Genomic DNA, 15,637 nt, shown 5'->3' with positions numbered 1-15,637 from the left:
TGTTGGTGGCTCTTCACGGATTCGAACCGCGGACCTGTGGATTATGATTCCATCGCTCTAACCGACTGAGCTAAAGAGCCGTTCAATGCTGTTTAGCACCGAGCCAAAAATTATAGCCCAGGTTTTGGGCCGAGTTCAACTCCCCACCGGCAACTTCCCCAATTCCTCGGAAACCAGGCGCACGACCAGCTTGTCGAGCGTCTGCACCGAGTAGTTGCCGACGTCGTGCACGGTCTGCGTTCCCGCACCGCTCGCCGGGTTCGCCGCCTCCTTGTAGGTCAGGAACACGAAGCGCCCGCCCGTGTACTGCGCGATCTGCCGCTGGATGTACTCCCCCTGCTTGTCCAGGCCCGACGCGCCCACGCTGAACACCTTGATGCCCTTGCCCAGCGCGGCGACCATGTCGTCGTCGTACTGCGGGCCGCCGTAGTCCAGGTGCGGCGGCGCGTCGGCCAGCAGCACCACCAGGCGCGTGGTGCCGTTGCCGCGCCAGCTGAGCTTGTGGACGGTCTCGTTGAGCGCCTCGTTCATGGCCTCGGGGTAGTCGCCGCCGCCCGCGGCCTGCAGCCTGTCGAGCACGCCCTGGAAGGCGTTCAGGTCGTTGGTGAAGTCGTGGCGGCGCACAAGAAAGTCGTCGGTGCGGTCGCGGTAGGCCACCAGGCCGAAGCAGGTGTCGGGGCGGCTCGGCAGCTTGGCCACCTGGTCGGCGATGGTGCGCAGCGTGGTCTTGAGCTTGGCGATCTCGTCGTCCATGGAGCCGGTGGCGTCGATCAGGAAGACCAGGTCGAGCTGTGCGCGCTTCGGCGCCGCGCCGGGCTTGCCGTCGAGCACCACGTCGACGGCGTTCTTCTGGCCGCGCTGCAGGAAGGCCGTGCCCTGCCGCCCGTTCTTGCGCACGGTGACTTCATACACATCGCTGTGCGTCTTGTCGAAGGCGTTCGGGTGCAGCCAGGCGCGCCCGCCGGCGTCGGTGCGGGCCCACATGGCGGCGCCGCTCGGCGCCTGCACGGCCACTTCGGCGTCGGGCACGACGGTGCCGCGCGCGTCGCGCACCTGCAGCAGGTAGCGCGCGCTGATGTCGCGTTCGCGGTGGACCACCTGCGTGCGCTCGCGGAAGGCCGTGTACTCGCCGAAGTCGGCGTTGTCGTCGACCATGCCGGCGGTGACGGGTTCGTTGGCGGGGCGAGGGGCTTGGGCGGGCGGCTGGGCGGCGATGCGCGGCACGGCGGGAGAAGCAGGAGAGGCGGGAGCAACAGGCGCAGGCATCGCAACAGCCGCCTCGGCCATCGGCGCGACGGGCGCGGCCAGCGCACCCGCGACCTCTGCGCGCGACGACTTGCGCAGCGCCTCCGGCGGCGCCGACGCATCGGCCAGCGCGCGCCGTTCCCGCGTGTCGCGTCGTTCGAGCTGCGCGTTGCGCTGCATGCCCGGCGTCTCGTGCGTCTGGATCGGCCGTGCGCAGCCGGTGGCCGACGGCGCCTCGAAATTCGGCACGGCCTGCGTCACCTGCGTGCGGCTGTCGGGCGCCGGCGTCGGCCACCGCACGGCACCGGCCATCGCCGGGGGCTCGGTGGCGCCGCAGGCCGACAGGAGCAATTGGGCGCACAGCAGCACGACGAGCGGCCTGCGGAACCGAGGGGCGAAAGCGTGGGTCATGGAAGGACTCCGGGTGGTTGGATGCAGGCTGATACGGCGGGCCGTGCGGAACGGGGTTAAGCCCGCGCGATCTTTTTTTTGCCGCTCCGAACCCCGATGCCTTTCGCCGCCCGTACAAGCTCGGGTGAGAATCCTTCGATGTCCGCGCTTCCCCGCGCCCCTTCCGCCAAGAACGCCCTCGAGCGCCAGGCCATGCCCGACGACCAGTTGATGCTGGCCTACGCGCAAGGCGACGCTGCCGCGTTCGACGTGCTCTATGCGCGCCACGAAGGCGGGCTGTTCCGCTTCGTCAAGCGGCTGCTGGGCGCGCGGCTCGCGGCGCAGGCCGACGAGGTGTTCCAGGACACCTGGGTGCGGATCATCTCGGCGCGCGAGAGCTTCTCGCCGCAGGGCGCGACCTGGCGCACCTGGGCCTTCACCATCGCGCACAACCTGGCCATGGACCGCCTGCGCGTGAGCGGGCGCGAAGTGACGCTCGACGCGCATGCCGACGACGACAGCGACCCCGTGCCCACGCTCGAGCGCGGGGTGCGCGGCGCGGTCGATGCGGCCGCGCATCCGTCGGCCGAAGAACTCGCGTTCTGGCGCGCCGCGGGCCGGCGGCTGCTGGCCTGCCTCGACGAACTGCCGACCGACCAGCGCGCCGCGTTCCTGCTGCACCATGAAGACGGGCTGACTGTCGAGGCGCTGGCGTCGAGCCTGGAGATCGGCTTCGAGACCGTGCGCAGCCGGTTGCGCTACGGCTTGCAGAAACTGCGTGCCTGCATGGAGCGCTACCTGGCGGTGCTGGAGCAACGGGCATGAGCGGCAACACCACCGGCTTCGACAACGACAACGATCGCGATCGCGGCGATGACCTGCGCGACCCGGCGCTGCGCCGCGCGCTGGACCACGCGCCCGACCGCGACGCCGCGCCCGATCCGCGCACGCGCGACGCCATCCTGAAGATGGCGCACAACCTGGCCGCGGCGCCGATGCCGGCGTCGGGCGCTGCCGCCAACAGCGCCAGCGTGCTGCCGTGGTGGCGCCGCCTCTTCGGCGGCGGCGAGCCGCGTTCGCGCATGCCCTGGAATGCGGCCTTCGCCACGGTGCTCGTGGCGGCGTTCGTCACCGTGCTGTGGCGCAGCGAGCCGGTGCCCGAGGCGCGGCTTGATGGAGAGGCGCGTGTCGGCGGGGCGGCTTCGCCCGCAGCGCAAGCGCCTGCCGCATCTTCGGCACCCGCGGCACCCGCGGCGGCCACCGCGCCTGAACCCGCGCCGCCACCGTCGGCTGCGGCGAAGCAGGCGCCGGCTGCCGCGCCGACTCCCGCCACACCTGCACCCGCGATTGCAGCCGAGCAGCGCGCCAAGGCGCTGCGCGAAGCAGCGTCAGCGAAGGAAACCGAGCGCGCCCAGCCGTCGCGCAAGCAGGCGGCGCCCGCGCCCGCGGCCGTGGCCCCTGAGCCTCCAGCCATCGTGGCCGAGCAGTCGGCGCCCGCACCCGCACAGGACGAACGCCGCGAAGCGCGTGTGGAAAGCGAACGCCAACGCGCCTACGCCGCACCTGCAGTTCCCGCAGCGCCTGTTGCTCCTGTTCCGGCCGCGGCACCCCCGCCGGCCATTGCCGCCGCACCGCTCGCGCGCCAATCGCAGGACGCATCGGCCCTCGCCAGCCAGGGCGGCAGCGCCAACGCGCAGGCGTCCGGTGCGTTGCGCGACAGCGCACCGCGCGCGGCGAAAGCGGCGCCGCTTCAAGCCGCCGTACCGTCGTCCTTCTCTGCGCTGGAGCGGTGGACGTCTTTCAGCTCAGGCGCTGGCGCGCGGCGCGCGCGTGGCGATGTCGAAGGGCTCGCTGCGTTGGTGGGCACCGTGGCGCGTTCGGCCACCGCACCCGATGCATCGCTCGACGCACCGGTGGAGGCGCGCCTGTCGCTCTATCGCGGCGACACGCTGGTCGCGGTGCTCGAGATCGCGGGCGACCAGGTGCGCTGGACGCCGCAGCCCGGCGGCACCGCACGGGTCGGCACGCCGCCGGCGCAGGCGCTCGATGCGCTGCGCTCGCTGCTGGCGCGCTGAACGAACGGCCCCGGCAGGCGACCGGGCGAGCCTGCGATCAGGGCGGTCAGGCGTTCTTGAAGTCCGGTGCGCGCTTGTTCAGGAAGGCGTCCATGCCTTCCTTCTGGTCGACGGTGGCGAACAGCGCGTGGAACAGCCGGCGCTCGAACATCACGCCGTCGCTCAGGCCGCCTTCGAAGGCGCGGTTCACCGATTCCTTGGCCGCCATCACCGAGATCTGCGAGAAGCCGCAAATGACCAGGGCGGCGCCCAGCGCCTCGTCGGCGAGCTTTTCGTAAGGCACCACGCGGCTCACGAGGCCCGCGCGCTCGGCTTCTGCGGCGTCCATCATGCGGGCGGTGAGCACCATGTCCATGGCCTTGCTCTTGCCCACCGCGCGTGGCAGGCGCTGCGTGCCGCCGGCGCCGGGGATCACGCCGATCTTGATCTCGGGCTGGCCGAACTTGGCGGTGTCGGCCGCGATGATGAAGTCGCACATCATCGCCAGCTCGCAGCCGCCGCCCAATGCAAAGCCGGCCACCGCGCCGATCACCGGCTTGCGGATCGAGCGGATGGTTTCCCAATTGCGCGTGATGTAGTCGCCCTTGTACGTGTCGATGAAGCTGTACTTGGCCATCGCAGCGATGTCGGCACCGGCGGCAAACGCGCGCTCGCTGCCCGTGAGGATGATGCAGCCGATGGCCTCGTCCGCGTCGAAGGCCTTCAGGGCCTGGCCCAGCTCGGTCATGAGCGCATCGTTGAGCGCGTTCAGTGCCTTCGGGCGGTTGAGGGTGATGATGCCGACCTTGCCTGCTTCGGTCCGCACTTCGATGTTTTCGTAGCTCATGGTGTCTCCGGGGGGAACGGGGGGAACGGGGAAAAACGCGCTTCACTATACCCAGCATGGCCGGTGCGGGTGGCAGGGCGCTGCGAGTTCCCATAGAGTGCCCGCCATGAGTTCCAACTACGCCTACCTGTTCGTCGCCATCGTGGCCGAAGTGATCGCCACCAGTTTCCTCAAGGGCTCGGACGGCTTCACGCGGCTGTGGCCCACGCTGGCTTCGGTGGCCGGCTACGTGGTGGCCTTCTTTTTTCTCTCGCTCACGCTGCGCACCATTCCGACCGGCATCGCCTACGCGATCTGGTCGGGCGTGGGCATCGTGCTGATCTCGCTGGTGAGCTGGCTGTGGTTCGGCCAGAAGCTCGACGGCCCGGCCATCGCGGGGCTCGGGCTGATCATTGCGGGCGTGGTGGTGGTGAACGTGTTCTCGAAGTCGGTTTCCCACTGAGCGGCAAGGGCGACCGTCTCTAGTTGAGAATTGCTCTCATCTAGAATGCCCGGCATGGAGTTGCCGATGCAAGAACATGCCGTGTTGCTGCGGGCCTATGCCCGCGTGCAGGAGCGTTGCTCGCGCCTGCTGGTCGAGCAGGCCGCGCTCGTCGAGAGGCTGGAGGCGCAGATCGTGCGCCTGCGCGGCGCCTTGGTGGCGCGCGACTCGGCCATTGCCATCGTGCGAGAGGAGCTGGCGGTGCGGGCCGCCGCGGGTGCGGCGCTGCCCAAGCGGCTGAGCGGCTTGCTGGCGCCGGGCAGCCGGCGCCACCTCATGACGCCTGCGCCGCAAGTGCCGGCCGACCTGCGCGAGAAGGCCGTGCTGTGCGTCGGCCACCAGGATGAAGCAGAGGCACCGTCGCTGGCACGCCAACTGGTCGAGATCGCCGGCGGCCGCTACCTGCACCACGACGGCGGCGACGACGCGGACGGCCCCGCGCTCGAAGCCAGCCTGCGCGCGGCCGACCTCGTGATCTGCCAGGCCGGCTGCGTGAGCCACGGCGCCTACTGGCGCGTGCAGGACCATTGCCGGCGCACCGGCAAGCCCTGCGTGCTGGTGGGCGAGCCGCAGCCGATGCTGTTCGTGCGCAACCCCGCCGCGGCGGAAAGCGCCTAGCCCTTCAACCAGTTCGCCACCTTGGTGGCGTCGTGCGCGAACAGGCGCCAGGTGGTCACGCCGGCCGGCAGCACGAGCGGCAGCTTGATGAGCTTGCGGTCGCGCGCGACGATGGCCGTGCACTTCGTGGCATCGCCCAGGTACAGCGCGAGGTCGTCGAGCTTGGCGATGCGCCAGGCCTGCGCCGGGCGTTGCGAGCCGCTCGAGCTCTTCTTGCCGGTGGCGGGCAGCTCGATGCCGATCCACTCGTCGTTGGCGGAGAACCCGGCCTTCTCGGCGGCGCCACCGCGCAGCACCACCTTCACCTGCACGCTGCCGCTGGCTTCGGTCACGCGCATGCCGAGCGTCTGCGCCTGCTGCGACGGGTCTTCGAGCGTGGCCACGCCGTGCACGCGCAGCAGTTGCGCGAGCGGGAGTTCGTCGGTCGAATGCACCCAGCGCGCGAGTTCGTCCGCGTACGAGCGGCCGCTCACGGCCTCCAGCGCGGCCGCGATGTCGGCCTCGCTGATCGGGCCGCCGCCGCTGTGCGTCCACAGGTGGCGCATCACGTCGTCGAGCGAACCCTTGCCTTCGTGGCGCAGCGTCAGGTCGAAGCACAGCGCCACCAGCGCACCCTTGGTGTAGTAGCTCACCGTGCTGTTGGGCGTCTGCTCGTCCTGGCGGTAGTACTTGACCCAGGCGTCGAAGCTCGCGTCGGCCACCGGCTGCACGAGGCGGCCCGGTGTCTGCATGACCTGGTTGAGCGTCTTGTTCAGCAGCCGCAGGTAGGCCGAGTCGTCGATGCGTCCGGCGCGGCGCAGCAGCAGGTCGTCGTAGTAGCTGGTGAAGCCCTCGAAGAACCACAGCAGCTGCGTGTAGTTCTCGCGGCTGTAGTCGTAGCGCGCGAACTCGGCCGGCCGCATGCGCTTGACGTTCCAGGTGTGGAAGTACTCGTGGCTGATGAGGCCCATCAGCGTGGTGTAGCCCTCGGGCTGCTTCTTCTTCTCGCCGCGCTGGGGCAGGTCGCGGCGGTTGCAGATCAGCGCCGTGGAATGGCGATGCTCGAGCCCGCCGTAGCCGTCGTCCACCGCATTGAGCATGAACACGTAGCGGTCGATCGGCAGCTTCGGGCCGCCGCGCTTGCCGGCCTTGTCGCCGTGCCAGAAGCGGATCTCGGCTTCGCAGATGGCTTGCGTGTCGGCGATGAGCCTGTCGCCGTCGAACGAGGCCGCGGCACCCGCGACCACGAAGCGGTGCGGCACGCCGCAGGCGTCGAACTCGGCGCTCCAGAAGGCGCCCAGCTCGACCGGGCTGTCGGCCAGCTCGTCGTAGCCCGAGGCCTGGTAGCTGCCGAAGCCGTACCTGTCGGCCTTCACCGGTACCAGGGCGGTGGCGCACGACCAGCGCGCCGCATCGGCGGGCAGCGCCGGCGCCACGATGTCCATGGCGTGCGGCGCGTCGGTCTGGCCTTCGACCCGCAGGCACACGCTGGTGCCGTTGAAGAAGCCGCGCTCGGTGTCCAGCCAGGCGGTGCGCACCGAGTTGTCGTAGGCGCAGACCTGGTAGTGCAGCACCAGCGGCTGGCCGGGCGTGCATTCGACCAGCCAGCTGCATTTGTCGAGCTGCATCAACGCCGGCTTGCGGCGGCCCTGCGTGGCGCGCAGGCCCTGCAGGTTCTTGGCGAACTCGCGCACCAGGTAGCTGCCCGGAATCCACACCGGCAGCGCCACGCGCTGCTGCGCGGCGGGCGAATCGATGGTGAGCGTGACGGAGAAGAGATGCGCGTGCAGGTCCGCGCATTCGACGCGGTAGCGCACGCCTGCGGTGGACTTGGCAGGCGTGGCCGGGGCGGTGGGGGCGGTTGGCGTGGCGGCTGCGGTGGCGCGGCGCGGTGCGGTCCGGGTCTTCGTCGCCATCAGCTGGACGAGGCGGCGAGTTGCTTCTCGACCTGCTCTGCGGGAATGGCGCCGGGCGTGCGAGTGCCGTCGCTGAAGATCAGCGTGGGCGTGCCGGTGATGTTGTACTTGCGGCCGAAATCGACGTTGCGCTGCAGCGCGGTCACGTCGCAGCTGCTCGGTGCGGTGACCGGCTTGGCACTGGTTTCCATCCAGTCGCCCCAGGCCTTGCCCTTGTCCTTGCTGCACCAGATGTCACGCGACTTGACGTTCGAATCGGGGCCCAGCACCGGGTACAGGAACAGGTACACGGTGACGTTGTCGACCGCCTTCATGTCCTTCTCGAAGCGCTTGCAGTAGCCGCAGTTCGGGTCTTCGAACACCGCCAGCTTGCGCTTGCCGTTGCCGCGCACGATCTTGATCGAGTCCTTCAGCGGCAGCTGGTCGAATGCGACCGCGCTGAGCTTCTCCACGCGTTCCTCGGTCAGGTTCTTGCGCGTCTTCACGTCGATCAGGTTGCCCTGGATCAGGTAGTTGCCCTGTTCGTCGGTGTAGAAGATCTGCGCGCCGTTCACGCGCACTTCGTACAGGCCCGGCACCGGCGCCTTCGTCACTTCCTCGATGGGCGGGAACTGCGGAATGCGCGCAGGCAGGTTCTTGCGGATCTCGGCTTCGCCGGCGGTGGCGGCCACGACCGCGCCCAGCGTGCAGGCGGCGAGAAGGAGGTTGCGTACGAGTGTCATCGGGAGATCCGTTGGTTCGGTTCGAAAAAGAGGTGCGAAAGCCGCGGGCCGTCAGGCCTTCAGCCCCATGGCTTGCGCCGTGATCCAGTGCTTGACCAGGCGCGTGCGGTCGAAACCGCGCATGCCCCAGTTGCGCAACGCAGGAAGTGGACCCAGGTTGTGCGAGAAAAGTTGCTGCAATCCGTCGGTCGCCAGGCTCATCTGCAACACGTCGGCACGGCGGGCGCGCTCGTAGCGGCGCAGCAGGCGCGGGTCGCCCACGCTGCGCCAGTAGTCGCGGTTCTTGATCACCTCGGCCAGCGCGGCCGCGTCGGCCAGGCCCAGGTTCAGGCCCTGGCCCGCCAGCGGGTGCACCGTGTGCGCGGCGTCGCCCGCCAACGCCCAGGAACGGTTCGGCTGGCCGGGCATGGCGCCAGTCCAGCGGTCGGCAATGGCGCGGGCCAGCGGCCAGGCGCCGCGCTCGCTCGTGAGCTTGAGCGCGCCCAGCGCATGGTGGCTGGCCTCGGTGATGGCGGTGTCGAACGCTTCGTCGCTTTGCGCCAGCAGCTCGGGCGCGCGCAGCTGGTCGACCGACCACACCAGCGCCACCGTCTTGCCGTGCGTGCCGCCGAGCGGCAGCAGCGCGAGCACCTCTCCCCTGTCGTTGAACCACTGGCGCGCAATGCCGTCGTGCGACTGCTCGGCCTCCATGCGCGCGGCAATCGCGTGCTGCGGATAGCGCGTGACCTCGTAGCTCACGCCCAGCGCCTCGCGCGTGGTGCTGGCCTTGCCTTCGCACACCACGGTCAGCGGCGCGGCAACGGGGGCGCTCACCACCTCGATCTGGGGCTGGAAGCGCACCGCGTCGGCCAGTTGCTGTTCGAGCGCGGGCACGTCGACGATCCAGGCCAGCGCATCGACCTTCTGGCGCGCGGCGCTGAACTGAACCCGGCCGCCTTCGTCGCCGTGCACCAGCATTTCGCGCACCGCGGTGGCGTGGGCCGCGTCGGGCCAGGCGCGCAGCGATTCGAGCAGGGTGCGGGAGGCGGTGTTCAGCGCATAGGCACGGATGTCACGGATGTCTTCCTTGCCCGGCGTGGCCGGCGGCACCACCAGCGCGACGCGCACCCGCTCGCGCGCGAGCAGCAGGGCCAGCGTACGGCCGACGATGCCGGCGCCGCGAATGCAAACTTCTGGGGGGAGAGCCATGAAACGATTGTAAGAACAAGCCCGCCCGGGCGCGCCCCGCGCCTTTCCCCCGGGAAGCGAAGGTCTTCCGGCCGCCGCGGCGCGCAAGACACGATGCGGGACAATTGCCGCCGAATTTCAAGGAACCCCCACCGTGTCCCAGCCCGCTTTCGACCTCGAAGCCACCATCGCGCGCCTGTTCATCTACCCGGTCAAGTCCTGCGCCGGGGTCGAGCTCCCCGAAATGCTGCTGACCGAGACCGGCCTGGAGTTCGACCGCGCCTGGATGGTGGTCGACGCCCAGGGCGAATTCGTCACCCAGCGGCAGCTGCCGCGCATGGCGCTGGTCAAGCCGCAGATGAAGCACATGGAAGTGGTGCTGCGCGCCCCCGGCATGCTGGCGCTGCACCTGGCCTTCGACCGGGTCGAGAAGCCGGTGCGCGTGCGCGTGTGGAAGGACGAAGTGGCGGCCTACGACATGGGCGACATCGCCGCCCAGTGGTTCAGCGACTTTCTCTCCGAGCCCGGCAGGCCGCAGACCCTGCGCCTGGTGCGCTTCGACCCCGAGCAGAAGCGCCTGTCGAGCATGAAGTGGACCGACGGCGTGGAGGCCGAGAACCAGTTCGCCGACGGCTTCCCGGTGCTGGTGGCCAGCGAGGGCTCGCTGGCCGACCTGAACGAGCGGCTGGCCGCGGCCGGCCACGACGCGGTCGGCATCGAGCGCTTTCGCCCGAACATCGTGCTGGCGGGCATGGAGTCGCACGACGAGGACCGCGTCGACGCGCTGCACATCGGCACCGCCGAGGGCGAGGCCGAGCTGCGCCCCGTCAAGCCCTGCACGCGCTGTCCGATTCCGGACATCGACCCGGCCACGGCCCTGAGCAGCCCGGAGGTCGGCGACATGCTGCGCACCTACCGCAAGGACCCGCGCGTGGACGGCGGCATCACCTTCGGCATGAACTGCATCGTGATCCAGGGCGTGGAATACACGCTCAAGGTGGGCCAGGCCGTGGGCGCGAACTACAGGTTCGAATGACCTGACCGGCGCCGGGCCGGCGGCTCGGAAGTCAGAGGTGAGAAATCGAAAGTCAGAAGTGCACGCCGGCGATCAGCATGATGTTGGCGTAGGGCGTGCATTCGCCCGTGCGCACGACGGCGCGGGCCTTGGCGCTGCGGCGCTTGAATTCCTCGTGCGACACCGTCTGCGGCGCGATGCCGAGCGACCGCGGGTACCAGCCCGGCAACTGCTTCGCACCGTCCAGCGCCTCGTCGGCCACGACGATGCTTTCCACCTGCATTTCCGACAACACCGCCTGCAGCACGTCGGTCAGCTGCGGCACGCCGCGCGCCACCGCCAGGTCGATGCGCCGCGGGCCGTCGGGAATCGGCAGGCCGGCGTCGCCGAGCACCAGCATGTCGCCGTGTCCGAGCGAGGCGATCACGTGGGACAGTTCGGCATGCAGCAGGGCGGTACGTTTCACAGCGGGGTCCAGTCGGGTGGCATGGGGCTGCGCAGCACGGCGTCGCGCAGCGGAATGGAGGGTTGGGCGCCGGCCTGCTGGATGCACAGCGCCGCGGCGCGGATGCCCAGGCGCACGGCCTCGTCGAAGGACTGGCCTTCGCCCAGCGCCACCGCCAGCGCGCCCAGGAAGGTGTCGCCGGCGGCCGTGGTGTCGACCGCCTGCACCTTCGGCGCGGGGTGGTGACGCGCGCCGCTGGCGTCGACCGCCACCGCGCCGCGCGCACCGAGCGTGACCACCACGCGGGCGATGCCCCTGGCGCGCAGCGCCTGGCCGGCCTGCGCCGCTTCCTGCGGCGTGTCGGCGGACTGGCCGCACAGCGTCTTGGCCTCGATCTCGTTGACCACCAGCGTGTCGATCTGCGGCCACAGCGGCGCGGCAATGGGCTGCACCGGCGACGGATTCAGCAGCACCTTGCAGCCCGCGGCGTGCGCCACCGCGATGGCGCGCGCGACCTGGTCCATCGGCGTCTCGAACTGCGTCACGAGAAAGGCGGCGCCCTGCACCTGCCGTTGCAGCGCGGCCTCGTCGATCCGGACCTTCGCATTGGCGCCGGGAACGATCACGATGCGATTCTGGCCGCCGTCCTCCACGAGGATCAGCGCCGTGCCGGTGGGCTCGCCGGCCACGGTGCGCAGCGCGGTGGTGTCGATGCCGTCGTTCTCCAGCGCCGTGCGCAGGGCCGTGCCGTGCGCGTCGTCGCCCACGCAGCCGATCATCTGCACCTGGGCGCCTTCGCGCGCGCAGCTCACGGCCTGGTTCGCGCCCTTGCCGCCGGGAATGGTGGCGATCGAATGGCCCTGCAGCGTCTCGCCGGCCGCCGGTGCGTGCGGCACGCGCAGCACCAGGTCCATGTTGAGGCTGCCGAGCACCACGATGCGCGGCGGCGGGGGGCTGCTGGAAGCGGTCTTCGGGTTCACTGAGCTCACAGGGTTCGCGGACATCACGGGGTTCGGGACTTTCGGGTTGCCGTTGCAGGCGTTTCGCTGGCAGGCACGGTGGCCTCGCGGAAGCTCGCGTGCCGCGCGGTCGAGGCGCGCACGCACAGCTCGGGCTGCAGCACCACCTTGCGCGCGTCGCGGCGCTTGCCGCCGACGCGTTCGAGCAGCATGTCGACCGCCAGCGCGCCGATGCGCTCCTTGGGCTGCGCCACGGTGGTGAGCGCGGGGCTCGTGTAGGCCGAGAGTTCGATGTCGTCGAAGCCGACGATCGAGAGCTCGTCGGGCACGTGCACGCCGCTTTCATGCGCAGCGCGCAGCGCGCCGATGGCCATCAGGTCGTTGCAGACGAACACGGCCGACGGCTTCTTCTCGGTGCGCAGGATGGCGTGCATCGCCTCGTAGCCGCCCTGGCTCGTGAAGCCGCCGCGCCACAGCAGCGAGTTGGCGTCGGCAATGTCGGGGGCGGCGCCGGCCTCGGCCAGCGCCATGCGCCAGCCCTCGATGCGCTGCTCGCTGGGCATCACGCCCACCGGCCCGCCGATGCAGGCAATGCGCTTATGGCCCAGCGACAGCAGGTGGCGCACCGCGAGCAGGCCGCCCTGCATGTGCGCGGTTTCCACCAGGTCGCAGCTCGGGTCGGCAATCTCGCGGTCGACCAGCACCGTCGGCACGCGCAGGCCGTGCAGCTGCTGCACCAGCGAATGGTCGTCGCCCGCGCCGGTCGACACCACGATCAGCCCGTCGATGCGGCGCTCGGCCAGCACCTGCAGGTACACGCTCTGGCGGTGGGGCTCGTCGTCGGTGTTGCACAGCACCAGCGTGTAGCCGGCGCCGAAGCAGCGGTCTTCCACGATGCGCACGATCTCGGCGAAGTAGGGGTTCGAGCTGTTCGGAATGAGCATGCCCAGCGTCGAGGTGGTGTTGCTCTTCAGGCTGCGCGCCATCGCGTTGGGCACGTAGCCCAGCTCGCGAATGGCCAGCTCCACGCGCTCGCGCACCTTGGGGCTCACGTGGCGGGTGTCGTTGACCACGTGCGACACGGTGGTGACGGAAACCTCCGCCTTCAGTGCGACGTCCTTGATGGTGGCCATGGTTCTTGCAGTTCCTCGTGAGGTGGGGTGTCGTCAAGCCAGGCGGCGATCGGCACGGCGCTGGCGCAGGGTGTCGATGATGACGGCCACCACGATCACGGCGCCGGTGATGATGCGTTTGCTCGGCTCGCTCGCGCCCACCTGGGCCAGGCCGGCCTCCAGCACCGCGATGATCAGCACGCCGAAGAAGGTGTTGACGACCGAGCCGCGCCCGCCCATCAGGCTGGTGCCGCCGATGACCACCGCCGCGATCACCTGCAGTTCGATGCCCACGCCGGCGTTCGGGTCGGCCGCTTCGAGGCGGGCCGACTGCATCAGGCCCGCAAGGCCCGCCAGCAGGCCGGTCACGGCGAACACGATGATGCGGATGGGGCGCGGGTCCACGCCCGCCAGGCGCATGGCCTCCTCGTTGGTGCCGATGCCCACCACGTGCCGGCCGAACACCGTGCGCGTGAGCACCAGCTGCCCGATCACCACCAGCACCACGGCCAGCACGAAGGCGGCGGAGATGCCGCCGATCCACGGCGCGGCCAGGCCCGAGATGGCGTCGCCCACGTACTGCGTGCGCGAGTCGGTCACCAGGTAGGCGCCGCCGCGCACGGCTTCGAGCATGCCCAGCGAGACGATGAAGCTCGGCAGCCGCCAGGCGACCGACACCGCGCCCGTGACCGTGCCGCAGATGAGCCCGGTGACCAGGCCGAGCAACGCGGCCACGGGCACCGAGAGCTTCCATTCGAGGATGGCGGCAGCGGTGACTGCGGCGCTGAGCGCCAGCACCGAGCCGACCGACAGGTCGATGCCCGCGATGATCAGCACGAAGGTCATGCCCACCGCCATCACGGCCAGCGCGGGAATCTCGTTGGCGATGGAGACGAAGGTCTCGCGCGTCAGGAAGTATTCGCTCAGCGAGCCGAACAGCGCGATCATGCCGACGAGCACGACCGTGAGGCCCAGGTACGTGCCGAGCTGGCCCTTCAGCGCGGAGGGCGCCGAAGGCGTGGCGGTCGATGTCGGTTTGGTGGCTGCGTTCATGGTGTGTCGGAGGTGACCGGGGCCTGGTCGGGAACGGCTGAAGCGGTTGACTCGGTTGACTCGGTTGAAGGGGCGGCGCTCGCCTGCGGATTGGCGGCGCGTCCGGTGGCGTCGCTGAAGGCGGCCGCCAGCAGCGACTGCTCGCTCCATTCGCCGCGCTCGAACACCGCGACCAGGCGCCCGGCGCTCATCACGCCGATGCGGTCGCACATGGCCATCAGTTCGCGCAGGTCGCTGGACACCATGAGCAGCGCGCGGCCGTCGTCGGTCATGCGGTCGAGCTGGGCATAGAGGTCGGCGCGCGCGCCCACGTCGACGCCGCGCGTGGGCTCGTCGAGCAGCAGCACCTTGCATTCGCGGTGCAGCCAGCGCGCGAACACCACCTTCTGCTGGTTGCCGCCGCTGAGCGTGGCCACCGGTTGTTCGATGTTGCGCGAGCGGATGCGCAGCAGCTCCACCAGCTTCTGTGCAATGCCGCGCTCCTTGGCCGGTTGCAGCCAGCCGGCGCGCGAGACGGCGCCCAGGTCGCTCAGCGTCGCGTTGACGCGGATCGACTGCGGCAGCAGCAGCCCCTGCGACTTGCGGTCTTCCGTGACCAGCCCGATGCCGGCGCGGATGGCCTGCATCGGCGAGCGCCAGCCCTTGCGGGCGTGGTGCGTGACCTTGCCGTTCTCGTGCAGCGTGATCTCGCCGCGGTCGGCACGGTCGGCGCCGAACAGCAGGCGCACGAGTTCGGTCCGGCCCGAGCCGACCAGGCCGGCCAGGCCCATGACTTCGCCCGCGCGCAGGTCGATGTCGACGCCGCGCACGGCCTGCGCGCGGCCGATGCCGCGTGCGCTCAGCAGCACCGGGCCCGCCACGCGGCGTTCGCGGCCTTCGTGCTCGTGCACCTCGCGCCCGACCATGCGCTGCACCAGTTCGGATTCGCGCACGCCGGCCATGGCGCGCACGTCGACCAGGCGGCCGTCGCGCAGCACCGCCACGCGGTCGGCGATGCGCTGCAGTTCCTCGAGGCGGTGCGACACGTAGACGATGGCCACGCCGCGCGCCTTCAGCAGGTCGATCTGCTCGAACAGGTGCGAGGTTTCGCGCGGGGTCAGCATGGCGGTGGGCTCGTCGAGCACCAGCACGCGCGTGTCGTCCTGCAGGTTGCGTGCAATTTCGACCATCTGCTGCTGGCCGATGCCCAGCCGCGCCACCGGCGTGGCCGGGTCGATGTTCTGCATGCCGATCTTGGCCAGCTGAAGCGCGGCCAGCTCGTGCAGCCTGGCGCGGCGGATCCAGCCGGTCTTGTGGGGGAGGCGGTCCAGCAGCAGGTTCTCGGCCACCGACAGCGTGGTGACGAGGCCGAGTTCCTGCATGACCATGCGCACGCCCAGGCGCTCGGCGTCGCGGCGCGAGCCGGGCGCGAAGGGCTGGCCGTCGAGCAGCATCTGGCCGCGCGTGGGCTGCACCAGGCCGCAGACCATCTTCGACAGCGTGCTCTTGCCGGCGCCGTTCTCGCCCGTGAGGGCCAGCACTTCACCGGCGTTGAGCACCAGCGAGACGTCGTCCAGCACCGGCGCCGCGTAGTCCTTGCCCATGGCGCTCAGGGAGAGCACGGGCTGGGCGGCAGGGGGATTCATGGCGGCGGA

The 15,637-nt window shown here is 70.3% G+C and carries 15 protein-coding genes and 1 tRNA gene; 5 read left to right on the top strand and 11 right to left on the bottom strand.

From position 1 onward, the window contains the following. Nucleotides 1-3: 3 nt before the first annotated feature. Together BM013_RS25385 and BM013_RS25380 are read right to left on the bottom strand one after the other, a co-directional pair. Nucleotides 4-80, bottom strand: a tRNA-Met gene (locus tag BM013_RS25385). Nucleotides 81-135: 55 nt separating this feature from the next. After that, on the bottom strand, nt 136-1,656 hold the full coding sequence (locus tag BM013_RS25380; RefSeq protein WP_093130434.1) for a VWA domain-containing protein: 1,521 nt from the start codon (nt 1,654-1,656) through the stop codon (nt 136-138). Between the two features lie 138 nt (nt 1,657-1,794). Between BM013_RS25380 and BM013_RS25375 the strand changes: the two genes are divergently transcribed. Continuing rightward, nucleotides 1,795-2,460 carry a sigma-70 family RNA polymerase sigma factor gene (locus BM013_RS25375; protein WP_093130433.1) on the top strand — a complete coding sequence of 222 codons (666 nt, stop codon included), beginning with the start codon at nt 1,795-1,797 and terminating at the stop codon, nt 2,458-2,460. Continuing rightward, nucleotides 2,457-3,710, top strand: coding sequence for a hypothetical protein (locus BM013_RS41330; protein ID WP_177225563.1), 1,254 nt, complete (start codon nt 2,457-2,459; stop codon nt 3,708-3,710). Before BM013_RS25375 ends, BM013_RS41330 begins: the two co-directional genes overlap by 4 nt. Before the next feature lie 46 nt (nt 3,711-3,756). Here the strand turns inward: BM013_RS41330 and BM013_RS25360 are convergent, their stop codons facing one another. After that, nucleotides 3,757-4,536 (bottom strand): enoyl-CoA hydratase, encoded by a 780-nt coding sequence (locus tag BM013_RS25360; protein WP_093130431.1) that lies wholly within the window; start codon nt 4,534-4,536, stop codon nt 3,757-3,759. Between the two features lie 106 nt (nt 4,537-4,642). On the opposite strand from BM013_RS25360, the gene BM013_RS25355 reads away from it, so the two are divergent. Together BM013_RS25355 and BM013_RS25350 are read left to right on the top strand one after the other, a co-directional pair. After that, nucleotides 4,643-4,978: an SMR family transporter gene (locus BM013_RS25355; protein WP_093130430.1), complete on the top strand. Its 336-nt coding sequence runs from the start codon at nt 4,643-4,645 to the stop codon at nt 4,976-4,978. 66 nt (nt 4,979-5,044) lie between these two features. After that, nucleotides 5,045-5,635: a DUF2325 domain-containing protein gene (locus BM013_RS25350; RefSeq protein ID WP_093130604.1), complete on the top strand. Its 591-nt coding sequence runs from the start codon at nt 5,045-5,047 to the stop codon at nt 5,633-5,635. On the opposite strand, the gene BM013_RS25345 is transcribed toward BM013_RS25350, so the two are convergent. Genes BM013_RS25345 through BM013_RS25335 form a run of 3 tightly spaced genes read right to left on the bottom strand, consistent with a single transcriptional unit; the run spans nt 5,632 to nt 9,440 of the window. Next, on the bottom strand, nt 5,632-7,530 hold the full coding sequence (locus BM013_RS25345) for a M61 family metallopeptidase (RefSeq protein WP_256221680.1): 1,899 nt from the start codon (nt 7,528-7,530) through the stop codon (nt 5,632-5,634). The two genes, BM013_RS25350 and BM013_RS25345, sit on opposite strands and share 4 nt — an antisense overlap. After that, on the bottom strand, nt 7,530-8,252 hold the full coding sequence (locus BM013_RS25340; protein ID WP_093130429.1) for a DsbC family protein: 723 nt from the start codon (nt 8,250-8,252) through the stop codon (nt 7,530-7,532). The genes BM013_RS25345 and BM013_RS25340 overlap by 1 nt, the downstream gene beginning before the upstream one ends. Nucleotides 8,253-8,303: 51 nt before the next feature. Further along, nucleotides 8,304-9,440 (bottom strand): FAD-dependent monooxygenase, encoded by a 1,137-nt coding sequence (locus BM013_RS25335; RefSeq protein ID WP_093130428.1) that lies wholly within the window; start codon nt 9,438-9,440, stop codon nt 8,304-8,306. A 133-nt stretch (nt 9,441-9,573) separates the two neighbouring features. Here BM013_RS25335 and BM013_RS25330 point away from each other — a divergent pair, with 133 nt between their 5' ends. Beyond that, nucleotides 9,574-10,455: an MOSC domain-containing protein gene (locus BM013_RS25330; RefSeq protein WP_093130427.1), complete on the top strand. Its 882-nt coding sequence runs from the start codon at nt 9,574-9,576 to the stop codon at nt 10,453-10,455. Nucleotides 10,456-10,507: 52 nt separating this feature from the next. Here BM013_RS25330 and rbsD read toward each other — a convergent pair whose 3' ends face one another. Genes rbsD through BM013_RS25305 form a run of 5 tightly spaced genes read right to left on the bottom strand, consistent with a single transcriptional unit; the run spans nt 10,508 to nt 15,628 of the window. Next, nucleotides 10,508-10,900, bottom strand: coding sequence for a D-ribose pyranase (gene rbsD / locus BM013_RS25325; protein WP_093130426.1), 393 nt, complete (start codon nt 10,898-10,900; stop codon nt 10,508-10,510). Continuing rightward, nucleotides 10,897-11,859, bottom strand: coding sequence for a ribokinase (gene rbsK / locus BM013_RS25320; protein WP_371280828.1), 963 nt, complete (start codon nt 11,857-11,859; stop codon nt 10,897-10,899). Before rbsK ends, rbsD begins: the two co-directional genes overlap by 4 nt. Nucleotides 11,860-11,882: 23 nt before the next feature. Then, nucleotides 11,883-12,971 (bottom strand): LacI family DNA-binding transcriptional regulator, encoded by a 1,089-nt coding sequence (locus tag BM013_RS25315; protein ID WP_093130424.1) that lies wholly within the window; start codon nt 12,969-12,971, stop codon nt 11,883-11,885. Nucleotides 12,972-13,004: 33 nt separating this feature from the next. Next, the gene (locus BM013_RS25310) at nt 13,005-14,003 is read right to left on the bottom strand and encodes an ABC transporter permease (protein ID WP_093130423.1); all 999 of its coding nucleotides are present in this window, start codon (nt 14,001-14,003) and stop codon (nt 13,005-13,007) included. After that, a complete protein-coding gene (locus tag BM013_RS25305) occupies nt 14,000-15,628 on the bottom strand; it encodes a sugar ABC transporter ATP-binding protein (protein ID WP_093130422.1) in 1,629 nt (542 codons plus the stop codon). Before BM013_RS25305 ends, BM013_RS25310 begins: the two co-directional genes overlap by 4 nt. Nucleotides 15,629-15,637 lie beyond the last annotated feature (9 nt).

Origin of the sequence: Variovorax sp. OK605 (genome assembly GCF_900115445.1) — a bacterium.
GTDB lineage: Bacteria > Pseudomonadota > Gammaproteobacteria > Burkholderiales > Burkholderiaceae_C > Variovorax.
This window is presented reverse-complemented; position numbering and strand designations above follow the sequence as displayed.